Source organism: Streptomyces sp. NPDC004031 (assembly GCF_053604375.1).
The window spans coordinates 112555-127613 of the sequence record NZ_JBSGHL010000016.1; the positions used below are offsets into that span (position 1 = coordinate 112555).

The 15059-nt window shown below is 71.8% G+C and carries 9 protein-coding genes; 4 read left to right on the forward strand and 5 right to left on the reverse strand.

Going from position 1 to position 15059, the window contains the following annotated elements:
* Positions 1-40: 40 nt before the first annotated feature.
* From ACWERV_RS13240 to ACWERV_RS13250, 3 genes are all read right to left on the reverse strand, one after another.
* A complete protein-coding gene (locus ACWERV_RS13240; protein ID WP_452932311.1) occupies positions 41-1969 on the reverse strand; it encodes a right-handed parallel beta-helix repeat-containing protein in 1929 nt (642 codons plus the stop codon).
* 600 nt (positions 1970-2569) lie between these two features.
* Complete coding sequence (locus ACWERV_RS13245) at positions 2570-3193, reverse strand: hypothetical protein (protein ID WP_452932314.1); 624 nt, start codon at positions 3191-3193, stop codon at positions 2570-2572.
* A gap of 254 nt (positions 3194-3447) precedes the next feature.
* Entirely contained in the window at positions 3448-4161 is a 714-nt protein-coding gene (locus tag ACWERV_RS13250) for a universal stress protein (protein WP_452932317.1), read from the reverse strand.
* A 622-nt stretch (positions 4162-4783) separates the two neighbouring features.
* Here ACWERV_RS13250 and ACWERV_RS13255 point away from each other — a divergent pair.
* Both ACWERV_RS13255 and ACWERV_RS13260 read left to right on the forward strand, forming a co-directional pair.
* Positions 4784-5509, forward strand: a complete 726-nt coding sequence (locus tag ACWERV_RS13255; RefSeq protein WP_452932320.1) for a CBS domain-containing protein — start codon at positions 4784-4786, stop codon at positions 5507-5509.
* A 143-nt stretch (positions 5510-5652) separates the two neighbouring features.
* On the forward strand, positions 5653-6354 hold the full coding sequence (locus ACWERV_RS13260) for a response regulator (RefSeq protein WP_452932322.1): 702 nt from the start codon (positions 5653-5655) through the stop codon (positions 6352-6354).
* A 102-nt stretch (positions 6355-6456) separates the two neighbouring features.
* On the opposite strand, the gene ACWERV_RS13265 is transcribed toward ACWERV_RS13260, so the two are convergent.
* Together ACWERV_RS13265 and ACWERV_RS13270 are read right to left on the reverse strand one after the other, a co-directional pair.
* A complete protein-coding gene (locus ACWERV_RS13265; RefSeq protein WP_452932325.1) occupies positions 6457-8223 on the reverse strand; it encodes a GAF domain-containing protein in 1767 nt (588 codons plus the stop codon).
* A gap of 159 nt (positions 8224-8382) precedes the next feature.
* The gene (locus ACWERV_RS13270; protein ID WP_452932328.1) at positions 8383-9294 is read right to left on the reverse strand and encodes an oxidoreductase; all 912 of its coding nucleotides are present in this window, start codon (positions 9292-9294) and stop codon (positions 8383-8385) included.
* A 226-nt stretch (positions 9295-9520) separates the two neighbouring features.
* On the opposite strand from ACWERV_RS13270, the gene ACWERV_RS13275 reads away from it, so the two are divergent.
* Together ACWERV_RS13275 and ACWERV_RS13280 are read left to right on the forward strand one after the other, a co-directional pair.
* The gene (locus ACWERV_RS13275; RefSeq protein ID WP_452932330.1) at positions 9521-10360 is read left to right on the forward strand and encodes an ArsR/SmtB family transcription factor; all 840 of its coding nucleotides are present in this window, start codon (positions 9521-9523) and stop codon (positions 10358-10360) included.
* A gap of 318 nt (positions 10361-10678) precedes the next feature.
* Positions 10679-14998, forward strand: coding sequence for a LamG-like jellyroll fold domain-containing protein (locus tag ACWERV_RS13280; RefSeq protein ID WP_452932333.1), 4320 nt, complete (start codon positions 10679-10681; stop codon positions 14996-14998).
* Positions 14999-15059 lie beyond the last annotated feature (61 nt).

Sequence of the window (15059 nt, forward strand, 5' to 3'; positions counted from 1 at the left end):
CCCGGGCGGGCTCGGCCTGGGAGAGCTGCGTGACGCGATGTCAGGAGCCGGTTGCCTGCCAGGCCACCGTCGTCTGGGTGGTCGACGTGGAGGTCAGCCAGATGTCGACCGAGGTTGCGGAGCGGGTGCCGATGCCGACTCCTGTGATCTGGTTGCCGGGGAGGGTGGTCTCGGCTGTGGCGACGACGACCGGGGCGGTGGTGAACAGACCGGCGGGGAAGGTCACGGTCGCCACGGTGGGAGTGGACGGCGCGCTCGGGGTGATCTGGACCGTTCCGGCGGTGGTGACTGCCGGGACCGCGGGTGCCACACCGTCCAGGAAGTTGTCGCCGCACGATGCCGGTGCGGCGGTGTAGGCGTCGAACGGGACGGCGCGGCCCCGTGGTGCGGCCAGGGCGAGGGTGCTGGCGGCGGTGACGGTCAGCCATGTCGAGGTGGTCAGGCCGCTGCCCGTGTCGCCGGGGACGCTGCTGGTGCAGTCGTTCTGGGAGATGACCGTGCGCTGCGCGTCCCCGCACGAGAACGCGTGCGTGAACGTCGTACCCATGATCTTGTTGCCGGTCACCTGGCACCCGTAGGCCCCGCTGAGCCGGACCGCGGCGGTGACCGTCGAGTACATCCGGTTGTCCTTCACGGTCAGGGACTGGACCCCGAACGCGCTCCCCGCCGTGATCTCGCCCGCCTGGATGCAGTGGTTTCCCGGGGTCTGCACCTTGATGATCTCGTTGTCCGAGATGCTGCCGACCAGGCAGGACGCGACGTAGATTCCGTTGGAGGACGACCCGTAGACCTGGTTGCCCTCGATGTCGACGTACGACCAGCTTCCGGTGCTGACCGCGGGGTGGGGCGGGGAGAGGTGGGTGTACGGGTCGACGCGGATGCCGCCGGCGCCGGGATTCTTGATGATGTTGTCACGGATGACGAGCCGGGACCCGCTGGTGCTCTCTCCCAGCCCGGCGTAGATGCCGTGGCCGCCCGCGTCGGTGATGACGTTGCCCTCGATGATCGACTCGGTCCAGGAGCAGGCGCGGATCGCCATGTCCAGGACGCCCTCGGCGACGTTGTCGAGGACACGGATCTGGTGGTGCGGTTGGCTGCCCACGGTGTGGCAGTCGACCAGTCCTCCCCAGCCCCCCGACTCGTCCGACGCCCCGGCGTAGCAGTTGCGGATCGTGATGTCGGCGCACGGGTTCGCGTCGCCCGTCTCGTCGCCGGTGTCGATCTGGATCGCACCGCGGAGGAAGGTACTGCCGCCCTGGGTGTAGCCCTCGAAGCGGCAGTTCTCGATCCGCACGTGCTGCATGCCCTGGATGTCGATCGCGTGGTAAGTCGTCAGGTTTCGTAGGATCACGTCACGAATCACGTAGTTGCGCCCGTGATTGATCGTGAACCCCTGGGTCGCGACGCCCTTCCCGTCCCACGTACCACCCGATATCGACACATCCCGGTGATTCGTGTAACCCGAGTAGTTCGGAGGGCTGGCGATGTCGCCCTCGTCGTTCATCAGCGACCCGCCGGCCGTGGCACCCCAGAACAGATGCGCTCCGTACGCGACGACCGTGGTCCCGTTGTAGACGTGCAGCGTGCGGGTCAGCTTGTAGGTGTACCCGCCGGGAATCAGCACGATCTGGCCGCCGTCGCCCCTGGCTGCGGTCAGCGCCGCCTGGACGGCGGACGTGTCGTCGTGGGAACCGTCACCCACCGCCCCGTAGTCGAACGGGTTGTAGATGCCGACCACACCGGCGGAGGCAGCGGCCGCCTGCTGCTCGCTCAGCACGGTGAGCGCACCGACGCCCGCGGCGGTGGCGAGTCCGCCGCGCAGCAGCATCCCGCGCCGGCTCACCGCGGTACCCGAGGTCTCGCCCGCACCTGACAGCCGGGTGGCCGACCGGTCGCCGGACGCTGCGCCATGACGGGAAGAGGTCGCGGCGAAGTCGGTGGGTACGGAACTGTCCTGTCGACGGCTCACTCAGACTCCTTCTAGGAGAAACGCTTCACCACGCAATGGGCCAGGACGCCCCGGGGGGACGGCGGCCACCGACGGCACGGTGAAGGCCGGGGGTCGGCCGGCGCGCCGTGGACGGCCGGTGACACGCCGGGCCACCGGAGAAGGTGGCAGCGCGCGAAGGGCGCGCCGAGCGCCCGGCGCGGCCGTACGTCTACAGCGGCCGGAGATGCGCTCGGCTCCGAGCCCCCCGGACGAATCGATCCCCCCGCCCCCGCCCCTCCCCCGCGGACACACCCGGCGCCACGACGTGGTCAACGGACTCGTACATGCGTACCACCGCACTTGCCCGTGGAAACCCCGCGGCAAAGCATCGCGTCCGCCACAGCATTCCCCGGCGGCCCCCTCAACGAGCACCAGATCGCCGCTCAGCCCGGCAGACGGGCCCCGCAGGGTAGTTGCCGCCGGAGCGGGGGGCTCCCCCAAGCTCGCTTTGTTCCCCGCGCGGAAGCGCAGTCCTGCCGGACCTCACCGGCCTGCTGTCAGGTCCGACTGCGGCGGAGGGTGACGCGAAACGGGGCACCGCCCGGTGGGCGGTGCCCCGCGCTGGGGAGGTGGGCGGCGTTACCGGAGCCAGGGGTTCCGGCGGATGACGGGGAGCTGTTCCCACAGCCGGCCGAGTCCCCAGGTGGTGCCTGCCGCGGTGAGGGCGAAGAGGATCATCGCGAGGGCGTAGACGACGTGGTAGTCCACGATCGGGTTGGACGACATGCTCGGGGCGCCGCCGGTCAGGTGCTGGGCGGGCGGCCATTCGGCGGCCCACATCATGGCCATCAGCACGGTGCCGGCGGCTGCTGTGACGCGCAGTGCGATGCCGGTGGTGAGGGCCACGCCGATGCCGAGCAGGGCGAGCATGAAGAGGGTGTCGGTCCAGCCCTTGCCGGCGATGTCGTGGAAGAAGGACTGGAGCGGTCCGGCGGAGACGCCGGTCAGGAAGCCCTTGGTGGGCGAGCCGCCGTCGATCCATCCCTTGCCGGAGCCGGTGGCGTAGTGCCAGCCGAAGGCCTTGTCGAGGAACGCCCACAGGAAGATGAAGCCGGTCGCGATGCGCACGGCGGCGAGCGACCGTGCGGCCACGGTGGAACCTGTGGTGGTGGTCGCCGCGTCGCTCACGCTGCTGGCGGATGCCCTGCTCCAGGTGGGCAGGTGGAAGCCGGTGCGGTGGGGGGTGTGGTCGTGGGCGGCCATGGTGACTCCCTGGTCGGTGGGTTGCTGTTCGGTACGGCATTACTGTCCTGCGCGCGGGTGCGTGGGCGCTGGGGGCCCACGGCCCGAGCCGCGGGGCCGAACGGCCCTGCTGCCGGGGCTGGTTGGGCTCGGGCTGCTGCTCCTCGGTGGCGGGCCCCGCACGCTGCGGGGCCCGCCGGACGTGCCTGGCGGGCCCCGCAGGACGTGGGAGGGGGCGCGGTCGTCAGGGTCACCGGACCCTCGCTCCGTGGCCCCTACCCGCGCGCCCGGCCCGCTCCGGCGGAGGCCGGGACGATCGCCACCGGACAGTGCGCACGGCGCAGCAACGCGACGGCGACCGGGTCCGGTTCGGGGCCGGACCTGCCGCGCGACGGGTGGGTGCCGATCACGACCATCTCCGCCTCCGCGGTCGCCGCGATCAGCGCGACGTCGAGCGGAGCCCTCCGGTGGGTCCGGGCGCGCACGATGTCCAGTCGCGCGCCGCGCAGTTGCGCCTCCTCGAAGGCGAACAGCGCCGCGTCCGCGTCGGCGTCGCCTTCCAGTTCGAGCAGCAGAGTGCCGGCGCGGTGCCGTCCCGATGCCGGCCGGGTGTCCGCACCACGCACGACGAGCAGTGGCCCGGAGGTCCGTGCCGCCAGCCGCCGGCTCACCGAGTGCAGTAACAGCCCTGCGATGCCGCTGACGTCGCGGCTGCCGACGACGGTGAGGGCGGCGCCGCCGCCCCGCTCGGCGAGTACGTCGGCCGGATCGCCGACGGCCGAGACGGTGGTCACGGGGGTCCCGGGGTGGCGCCGGGCCACCCGTGCCGCCGCGGCCCGCAGAACCGGGCCGGTTTCGTCCGGATCGTCGGCGCAGGTGACCACTTCGAGTCCGGCGGTACGCAGCCGCGCCTCGGCGGCTGCCACGTCCAGGGCGTCGAAGGACGACACCGACCCGTCGATCCCGACGAGCACACGTGGCGCACTCATGGCTGCTCCCTTCACCCACCGGTTTCCGAACCGATCCTGGGGCTCCCTCCCGGGTGGCGGCAGGGCCGTTGCGCACGGCGTGCACGGCCCGATCCGCCCTCCCGGCAGGGCCGTTCGCCTCTCCGCGGCCTCGGGTCCCACCCGGGATGGTGAAAGCGGCGGCCGGCTGTCCGCCCCGGAACCGAAAGGGAGGGACCGACCACGAAGCGCAGCACGGTGCTCTGGCGGTTTCGGCGCAACCCGCTGCGTGGCCGTTCGTACCTGGTGGAGGGCTGGGCTCTCCTCGCGCTCGGCGCGGCCGCCGTGATCGGCGCCGCCCTGACGGGTCTGTGCGTCGCCAGGGGCGCGGAGGTGCGGTACGCGCACCAGCGGCACGACCGGTGTCCCGTGACAGCGGTACTGGCCGAGGACACCGACGCGACCTACGGGACCCCGTCCTGGACCCGGGTGCGCTGGGCTCTGCCCGGAGGAGAGTCCCGTACGGGTCCGGTGCGGGTGAGCGCCGGGCTCGGCCGCACCGACCGGACGGCCCACCGCCCACCGCCCACCGGGAGTTCCGCTCCACCACCGGCCCTCGCCGTCCGCGCCGAGCGCTCGGTCCGCATCTCACAGGAGGCACATCGTGAAGCACCGCAAGGTAGGAAACGTCATGACGAGCGACGTCGTCCGGGTCGCGGAGGGGACCTCGTTCAAGCAGGTCGCGAGCTTGCTGGCGTGGCATCGGATCAGTGGGCTTCCCGTCGTCGACGACGACGAGAAGGTCGTCGGTGTCGTCTCGGAATCGGACCTGGCGGCCCGCCGGACCCGGGACCGCGCGGCCACGCCGTGGCACCGGCGGCTCCGGGGGCCGGCGTCCCGGCGCATGGCGGCCGAGGCCGGGGCCGAGGCGCTGACGGCCGGCCGGCTGATGTCCACCCCGCCGGTGACCGTCCACGCGGACGACTCGATCGCCTTCTGCGCCCGCACCATGGCCGAGCACGGGGTCGAGCGCCTTCCTGTCCTCGACGAGGAGGAGCGCCTGGTCGGAATCGTCACCAGGCGCGACCTGCTCCAGGTCTTCCTCCGCCCCGACGCCGACATCCGCGAGGAGGTCGTCAAGGAGGTGGTGGTCAACACCCTGTGGCTGACTCCGCAGGCAGTGGACGTGCGGGTCGAGGACGGTGTGGTGACGCTGGAAGGCGAGTTGGAACGCCGGAGCGAGGTGTCCGTCGCGGGCAGCGCGACCGCGCGGATCGACGGCGTCGTCGCCGTCGACAACCGCCTCACCGGCCGGCTCGACGACTCCACACCGCGCGCGGGCTCCTCGTCCGCGCACGGCGTCGCCGGCGAACGGTCGCACAAGCTCTGAGGCCGGCGGCCCCCGCTGCGGGTCCTGGGGTCCGAGCGGCCTGCGGGCGGGTCCGTTCGGCCCTGGTGCCGGACGGACGCGCGCGCGATGATCGGAGGCCCAGCGCGGCACGGGGCCGGGCGGACGGCAGGTGAGGGATGGTCATGAGTGAGGTGCCGCGGTTCTCGGCGGAGTCCCCGATCCGGGTCTTCCTGGTCGACGACCACGAGGTGGTGCGCCGCGGCGTCCACGACCTGCTGGACGCGGAGTCCGACATCGAGGTGATCGGCGAGGCCGACTCGGCGGGCCACGCCCTGGCCCGGGGTCCCGCGTTGCGTCCGGACGTCGCCGTGCTCGACATCCGCCTGCCCGACGGCGACGGCATCTCGGTGTGCCGGGAGCTGCGTTCGGCAATGCCCTCGCTCGCGTGCCTGATGCTGACGTCGTTCGACGACGACGACGCCCTGCTCGATGCGATCATGGCGGGTGCCGCGGGTTACGTACTGAAGCAGATCAAGGGTTCGGATCTGGTCTCGGCGGTACGGACGGTCGCGTCGGGCCAGTCGCTGCTCGACCCGGCCACCACGGCCCGCCTGATGAGCAGTCTGCGGGACGAGCATTCCGGCGCGGACTCCGAACCGGACGCGCTCGCGGCCCTCTCCCCGCGGGAGCGCGAGATCCTGGCGCTCATCGGCGACGGCCTGACCAACCGCCAGATCGGCAAGCAGCTGTACCTGTCGGAGAAGACCGTGAAGAACAACGTCTCGCGGCTGCTGGCCAAGCTCGGTGTGGAACGCAGGGTGCAGGCCGCCGTCATCGCGTCGAACAGCGCGCCGCCGTCCGAGTCAGGAACCGGCCGGCGCTGACCACGGGGCCGGCCGGCCTGCCGCCCGGGGCCCCGGCGCCCGGCCGGCCGCTGCGCGACCCGCGCGGCGGCACCGCCACGTGCGGATGCCCGCCCGCCCCGGTCACGGCCCCGCGGGGCCGTACCGTCCCGCCGCCGGCGTACCCGGCATGCCCTGGCCCGGCACCTGCGCGGGTGGGAGCGGCACTCGCCAGGCCAGTTGGGTGCCGCCTTCCGGGCGGGCGGCCGCGGTCATGTCGCCGCCGAGGTTCCGGGCGCGTTCGGCGAGGTTGCGCAGGCCGCTGCGGCGGCCCTGCTCGGGCAGGCCGACGCCGTTGTCCGTCACGGTCACGGCGAGCCCGCCGGAGGAGACGATCAGCGAGACCTCGACCGCCGAGGCGCCCGCATGGCGGGCGGCGTTGGACAGGGCTTCCTCCAGTACCGCGACCACGTCCTCGGCCACGGTCTGCGGCACGTCGGTGTCGATCAGGCCTTCCATCCGCAGGGACGGTGTGAAGCCGAGGGTGCCGGCCGCCGACTCCACGGCGGTGACGGCGCGTGCGCGCAGGCTCAGCCGCTTGCGGTCCGCCTCCTTGGCCCGGAGGCCGAAGATGGTCGAGCGGATGATCTTGATGGTCTCGTCGAGGTCGTCCACCGCCCGCATGATGCGCTCGTTCGCCTCCGGGTGGTCGACGAAGCGCAGGGAGCTCTGCAGCGTCATCCCGGTGGCGAAGAGGCGCTGGATGGCGAGATCGTGGAGGTCGCGGGCGATGCGGTCGCGGTCCTTCAGCAGCGCGACCTGCTCGGCGCTCCTGCGGCGCTCGGCCAGCTCCATGGCCAGGGCGGCCTGCCCGGCGAAGGCTGCCAGCGGGGCGATCTCGTCCTCGGTGAACGGCGGGGCCTGCTCGGCGCGGGCCAGCAGCAGCACACCGCGCGCCCGTTCCTCGGCCAGCATCGGCACGGCCACCACCGGCCCGAGCCCCCGCCAGCGCGGGGGCCCCACCGTGACCCGGGGGTCCTTGCGGATCTCGCCGGTGGAGATGGACCCCCCTGCGGCCAGCGCGGCCCCCATGAAGGAGCCCCGCGCGGGCAGCACCAGGCCGCGGTGGTCGTCGGCGGCCACCCCGACCGCGATGACCACCTGCAGGTCCGTGCTCTCCCCCACGGGCAGGGCGATCACACCGAGGTCGGCGTGCAGGATGCGGCCGGCCAGTTCGACGATGCCCCGCAGCACGGCCTGCTCGTCGGACCCCGACAGCAGGTCGCCCACGATCTGCGCGTTGGCCTCCAGCCACTGCTGCCGGTCGCGGGCGGCGGTGTAGAGGCGGGCGTTCTCGATGGCCACGCCGGCGGCCACCGCGAGCGTGCGCAGGACGGTCTCGTCCTCGCCGTCGAACTGGGCGCCGCCGCGTTTCTCGGTGAGGTAGATGTTCCCGAACACCTCGTCACGCACGCGTATGGGCACGCCGAGGAAGGAGTGCATCGGCGGGTGGCCGGACGGGAACCCGTACGAGGCGGGGTGGTCGGAGATCTCCGTCAGCCGCAGCGGCTCCGGGTGCCGGATCAGCTCGCCGAGAATGCCGTGGCCGGACGGCAGCGGGCCGATGGCCCGCGCCTGCTCGTCCGAGATGCCGCTGGTGAGGAACTGCGAGAGCCGGTTCCCCTCGATGACGCCGAGAGCGCCGTACCGCGCGTCGACCAGCGCCACCGCGGCCTCCACGATCCGCCGCAGCACCTGGGCGAGGTCCAGCTCCCCGCCCACCGACAGCACCGCCTCCAGCAGGCTGTGCACCCGGTCACGGGTGCCGCGCACCGCGTCGATACGGACCTGCAGCTCCTCCAGCAGCTCGTCCAGCCGGAGCTGCGGTAGCGCGCCTGCCTCTTCGCCCACCAGGTCCTCCGCTCGCAAAAGGCCAGTGCGCTCGAAACGGCCGTGGCCTCGGTCACCGTATTGGGTCCCCGCACGGCAGCGGAAGCGGGACCGTACGGCAACCTCGAGGTGCGCGACGTCGACCGGGCCGACCACCGCCCGGGAGTTCGCGAGTCCTCCTCACACGGCCTCCTGCTGGGGAAGGGCGTCCAGGGCGGTGAGCTGGTCCTCCGACAGGTGCAGGCCGCCGACGGCGACGTTCTGGGCAAGGTGGTCGAGGTCGCCGGTGCCGGGGATGGCCAGGACGTGCGCGCCCTGGTGGAGGGTCCACGCCAGCCGGATCTGGGCTGTGGTCGCACCCAGGGCGCGCGCGACGGCGTGCACTTCCGGGCTGTGGTCGGTGGTCAAGCCGGCGGTGCGTCCGGTGCCGGCGATCGCGTAGAACGGCACGAACGCGATGCCCTGCTCACCGCAGATGCGCAGCAGCTCCCTCTGCTCGGCTGATGCGCCGAGGCCGTACACGTTCTGGACGCAGACCACCGGTGCGATGGTCCGGGCCTCGGCGAGGTGGTGCGGGCGGACGTTGGACAGGCCGAGGTGGCGGACGAGTCCGGCCTCGCGCAGTTCCGCGAGCGCGCCCCAGCGTTCGGCGATGGAATCGTCGCCGACGATGCGAAGGTTCACCACGTCGAGGTGGTCGCGGCCGAGCTGGCGCAGGTTCTCCTCGACCTGGCCGCGCAGTTGGTCCGGCGTGGCGTGCGGCAGCCAGCGGCCGGAGGGATCGCGGCCGGGGCCGACCTTGGTGGTGATGACGAGATCGTCCGGGTAAGGGCTCAGCGCCTGGTTGATCAGCTCGTTGGCCGAGCGCAGCGCCGAGAAGTAGAACGCAGCGGTATCGATGTGGTTCACTCCGAGTTCGACCGCGCGGCGCAGCACGCTAATCGCCTGCTCACGGTCGCGTGGGACACAATCGGCCGCGAATGCCTCGCCGTGCTGCGTCAAACGCATCGTGCCGAAACCGATTCGGTTGACCGTCATGTCGCCGAGCATCCAGGTACCCGATGCCGCCGCGGTGATCGTCTGTGAGGTCATGGCGGGATGATCTCCACACCGTAGGCCGACCCGCCATTGATTCATATATGCCTGAATCTTTTGAGGAGTGATTGCCCTGGCAGAGCTGGCGTTCTCGACAAGCGATCTGGCGCAGGTGCGGTTCGCCGTGTCACCGTTGTGGGAGGTCGCCCCCAGCTTCCGGCTGCTTCGGTACGGCACCGCACATCCGATTCACCAGCCCTGGGCTGACCAGGTTCGCCCGCGTATGGTGGCCGCCGGGCTGGACCGGGGATGGCTCTGCGAGCTGATCCCGCCCACCCCCGGCTACGTCCCCGACTTCCTCAACCCGGCCCCCGCCGGACCGGCTCCCACCCCGGCGGCAGAGCGGGACGCGATCCGGGCCTCACCCGCCGAGCGGGTACGCCAGGACCTCGACCACCTGGCCCGCCACCAGGGGAACCTCGGCCCCCGGCTGCGGGCACTGCATGCCGACCCGCAGAGCCTTCTGGCCAAGGTCGCCGAAGAGATCGAGATGTACTGGGAGGTGGCGCTGGCCCCCTACTGGGCACGAATCCGGGCAATCCTCGACGCGGACATCCTCCACCGGGCCCGCCTGGCCGCCGAGCACGGCACCGGTCACCTCCTCAACGACCTGCACACCTCGCTGAACTGGCACGGCAACGCGCTGCGGATGGACTGCCGCAAGCAGCCGCTGGCCCGCACGACAGCCGGCACAGGGCTGCTGCTGATCCCCTCCGCCTTCTCCGGACCGGGGCTGCGGACCCGCACGGCGCCCCCGGACCCGCCCCAACTCGCGTATCAGGCACGCGGAATCGGCTCCCTGTGGACGGCGCGTCCCGCCACCCGGGCCGACACCCTCTCCGCCGTACTCGGCCGTTCGCGGACCCTGCTGCTGACCGAGCTGGAAATCCCGGCCTCCACCACGCAGCTGGCCCACCGGACCGGGCTCTCCACGGCCGGGGTGTCCCAATACCTCACCGCGCTGCGGGACGCGGGCCTGGTCAGCGCCCACCGCGTCGGACGCTCCGTCCTCTACGCCCGTACGACCGCAGCCGAAACCCTCCTCCAGGCCGCCTCGGCGTGACCGGACGTCAATCCCGGAAGGACCCTTTCCGGGAAGCAATACGCCGGTTTGACCTCGGTTATCCGCCACCACCCCGCGAAGGTCAGTAACCGGTATGTAGGGAGATCGAGGTGACAGATCATCATAAAGCTTTGCTAAAAAGGCCGTTCGGGCTCAGTCACTTGCCTGGCGTATGCACGGTGATCTACGGTCCTCGAAATATCTCGCGCGCCGCGACGCTCGCGGATGCGCTCATGTTCCGGGGGGGTCATGGATTCGGGTGGGGGTAGACGCGCGCGTTCGCGTCGGGTTCGGCTACTGACGGGGGCGGTCGCGACCGTGGTCGTCGCGGCCGGTCTCACGGCCGCCGGGCAGGCCGCCGCGGTGTCACCGGCGCACGGCGCCAAGGGGGCGCAGCCCGTCGCACAGGCGCAGCCCGCGAAGAAGGGCGACGCCCGGAGCGGCCGCACCGCGCTGACGCAGAGCGCGGCTGCGGCCCAGGCCGCCGACGCCGGCCAGAACGTGGAGATCAGCTCGCTGCGGACGGAGTCCAGCGAGACCTACGCCACGCCGGACGGAGGCATGGAGACCGACCAGCACCTGCGCCCGGTGCGGGCGCGTGTCGGCGGTGGCTGGAAGACGCTCGACAACACCCTGGTCGAGCAGCCGGACGGCAGCATCGCACCCGCGGTGGCGTCGGTCGGCATGACGTTGTCGGGCGGCGGTTCCGCCCCGCTGGTGACGCTCGACCAGGACGGCCGGAAGCTGTCGTACACCTGGCCGTCGGCGCTGCCAGCCCCGACGCTCAGCGGTGACACGGCCACGTACGGCAACGTGCTGCCGGACGTCGACCTCCAGGTGCGCGCGGATGTCGACGGATTCCACGAACTGGTGGTGGTCAAGACCGCCGCGGCCGCGAAGAACCCGGCGCTGGCGAAGCTGACGTTCGGGGTCGAGGCGACCGGCCTGGACGTCTCGCGCACCGCGGAGGGCGGCCTGACCGCCACCGACACCGCGGGCGGCGGCGAGGTCTTCGCCGCGCCGCAGCCGATCATGTGGGACTCCGGCGCCGGCGCCGCGGCGGGGACGGCCGACAGTGCGAAGACCGCGCGGACCGCCGACGAGGGCACCGGGGCCGCCACCGCGGACGACCCGGCGCAGGGCCCGACCGACACCTCGAAGGTCGCCCCCATCGGCGTCGCGGTCGACAGGGACGACACGCGGCTGACGCTGACACCCGACCCGGCCCTGCTCTCCGGCGCGGCCGTCTCCTTCCCGCTGTACATCGACCCCCAGACGTACACCCCCAAGGCGGGGGACTGGACGATGGTGTCGAAGTACTGGGCATCCAGCCCGCAGCACCGCTTCAACGGCGACGGGGACTCCGGCGTCGGCGACTGCGCCTGGAACTACTGCGCTCCCTACGACGTCAAGCGGCTGTTCTACTCCTTCCCCACCTCGAAGTTCGCCGGCAAGACGATCGTGAGCGCCACCTTCATCGGGCACGAGGTGTGGTCCGCGTCGTGCGACGCGAGCAAGATCGAGCTGTGGCGGACGAAGGGATTCACCTCGGGTACGACGTGGAACTCCTCGTCCGACAACTGGCTGGACCTGCTGGACACCAAGAACGAGGCGCACGGCTTCTCCTCCAGCTGCAAGTCCTCCGACGTGGAGTTCAACGCCACCGCCGGCATGAAGTACGCGGCGTCGCACAACTACACGACCACCACCTTCGGGCTGAGGGCCACCAGCGAGGGCGACAAGTACAGCTGGAAGCGGTTCACGGACGACGCGTACCTGCGCGTGCACTACAACATGCCGCCCCGGCAGATCCCCATGTCCCACCTGTCGATGAGCCCCGGCAGCTCGTGCCACGGCCCGTCGTCACCGGTGCGCATCCGCACCCTGCCGACCATCAGCGCGAGCGACGTCACCGACCCCGACGGCGACCAGGTGAGCGTGCAGTTCGCCGTGGCGTGGGACGCCAAGGACGGCAAGGGTCTGAGCACCAAGTGGACCTCGGCCAGGATCGGGCCGAAGAAATCGGGGTCCAGCTTCTCCACACAGCTCACGGCGGCCCTGTCCGGCAAGACGATCCCGAAGGGCCAGACGATCGCCTGGCAGGCGCGTGCGGTCGACTACGACCAGGGCACGTACTACAGCTACTCGCCGTGGTCGTCCACCGGCTCCGCGACCAACTGCTACTGGGTGTACGACACCAGCGTGCCGGCCGGCCCGGTGATCACCTCCGGTGACTACCCGGCGGTCGTGGACAGCGACCCGGACGACCCGTCGTACGACGGTGTCGGCAGGGACGGGAGCTTCACGTTCGACTCGGTCTCCACGGACGTCGTCAAGTACTGCTACGGCATCGACGCGGAGCCGGTGTGCGACAGCGGCCACACACTGACCACCTCGGGCGGTGCGGCGAAGACGGTGAAGTTCCGGCCGACGCGGGCCGGCACCAACTTCGTCTACGCGCAGAGCTTCGACAGCGCCGGCAACGGCAGCGAGCCGGAGAAGTACCAGTTCCGCGTCAAGGAGGGCCAGCCCGCCCGCGCGGAGTGGAAGCTGGACGACACGGCCGGCGCGACGCAGGCCGCGGGCACCGCCGGCGACCGGACCCTGGACATGGTGGGCTCCCCGACCCTCGGCGTGGAGGGCAGGACGGGTACCGCGGTCGGCTTCGACGGGACCGGCTCCTACCTGGCGTCCGACATCCCGACCGTGCACACCGACAAGAGCATGACGGTGTCGGCCTGGGTCAGACTCGACCGGATGCCGACCGCCGCGGCGGTGGTGGCCGCCCAGCCGGGCAACCAGGCGCCGGGCTTCGAGCTGTACTACTCGAAGGGCTACGACCGCTGGGTGTTCAACCAGTACAGCGACGACACGGCCACGGCCGTCCCGGTGCGGGCGATGTCCGCCACCGCGGGCGGAGTGGTGGCCGGCCAGTGGTACCACCTGGCGGGGTCCTACAGCACGAGCACCCACCTGCTGTCGCTGTACGTCAACGGGACGCTGGCGGGGACCACGAGCTACACGACGGCGTGGGACGCCCGGCGCGGGCTCCAGATCGGCGCGGGCCGCTACTCGGGGGGACCGGGATCGTACTTCCCCGGCACGATCGACGACGTCAGGATCTACGACAAGGCCCTGGTGGCCGCTGACGTGGCGCGTCTGGCCGAGGGCGCGCCCATCGGGACCGGGCGCGAGGCTCGGGCGGTCTTCCCGCTGGACGAGCCGGCCACGCAGGACGACGGTACGGCGACCACCCAGCTGCACGGACGGGCGGACACCGAGCCCGCCGTCTTCCACGGCGGGGTCACCGCCGGCGGCGCCGGGGCGCAGGACGGCGCGCTGACCTTCGACGGGACCAGCGGCTACGCGTCCACCACGTCCTCGCACATCGAGAACCGGAACAGCTACTCCGTGGTGGCATGGGCGAAACTGTCGTCCAAACCGTCCCAGGCCGCCATCATCGCCACCCAGGCCGGAGTCCACCGGCCGGGCTTCGAGCTGTACTACTCGGCCACCTACGGCTGGTCGTTCGACGCCTACACCGCGGACTCCGACACGGCCGGCATCGTGCGGGCCGCCCAGGGCGACACCACCCGTTCACCGGCCGGCGTCTGGACGCAGCTGCTCGGTTCGTACGACGCGAACACCGACGACATGCGGCTGTACGTCAACGGCCTGTGGGTGGCGACGACCAAGTTCGCCGCACCCTTCTACGGCGGCGGCGCCACCCAGATCGGCGCCGGGTCCTACGACGGCGCCCCGAGCGCCTTCTTCCCCGGAATGATCGACGACGTCCAGATGTACGACCGGGCCCTGTCGGCACCGGAGGCCGCGGCGCTCTTCCACAACCAGCTCCAGGTCGAGGGCCGGTGGCGGCTGGACACCGCCACGGGCAGCCCGCAGGTCTCCCCCGACGCGCTGGCCTCGGCGGCGGACCGGCACCCGCTGACCCTCGGCAGCGGCGCGCGGATCGACGCCACCGGCGCCGACAGCATGGTGGGCACCGGATCGCTGGTGCTCGACGGCACGTCGAACGGCTACGCGTCCACCACCGCTACACCGATCCACACCGACAGCAGCTACACCGTCAGCGCGTGGGTCTCGACGCCGGCGCGGCCGACCAAGCCGGTGACGGTGCTGAGCGCGTCCGGCAAGACCGCCAACGGATTCGCGGTGCGCTACGTACCCGACTCCGCCGATCCGGCCGACGCCGGCAGCTGGCAACTGACGACGGCCAAGGACGACAGCGCCACCGCCGTCGTCTCGACCGCGTCCCACACCAGCTTCCAGGACAACGGGGCCTGGGACCACATCGCGGTGGTCTACGACCTGATGGCCGGGCAGACACGGCTGTACGTCAACGGCCAGTTGCAGGCGGCCCTGTGCGCCGACAGCGACGACGACGGCACTCCCGACGACGCGTCGTGCACCGAATCGGTGTCGTGGAACTCCTCCGTGCTGCCGTTCGACGCGACCTACGGCCTGCAACTGGGCCGTATCAAGACCGGCGCGACCACCTGGGGCGAGTTCTGGCCCGGAGTGATCGACGACGTCTGGGCCTTCGGCGGCGTGGCCTCCGACACCCAGATCGCGGCGCTGGCCAGCGGGTCGGATCTGGACACCACCGCCGGGCCCTGACCCGGTGGCATCACCTGGGCGGCGCGCGGGCATCGCGCGCCGCCCGCGCACGCATGGCGTG

Bases quoted from the DNA above. Each gene is read 5' to 3' on its own strand.
- ACWERV_RS13260 (WP_452932322.1), top strand. From the start codon at position 5,653: ATGAGTGAGGTGCCGCGGTTCTCGGCGGAGTCCCCGATCCGGGTCTTC.
- ACWERV_RS13275 (WP_452932330.1), top strand. From the start codon at position 9,521: ATGGTGGCCGCCGGGCTGGACCGGGGATGGCTCTGCGAGCTGATCCCG.
- ACWERV_RS13270 (WP_452932328.1), bottom strand. From the start codon at position 9,294: ATGACCTCACAGACGATCACCGCGGCGGCATCGGGTACCTGGATGCTC.
- ACWERV_RS13250 (WP_452932317.1), bottom strand. From the start codon at position 4,161: ATGAGTGCGCCACGTGTGCTCGTCGGGATCGACGGGTCGGTGTCGTCC.
- ACWERV_RS13245 (WP_452932314.1), bottom strand. From the start codon at position 3,193: ATGGCCGCCCACGACCACACCCCCCACCGCACCGGCTTCCACCTGCCC.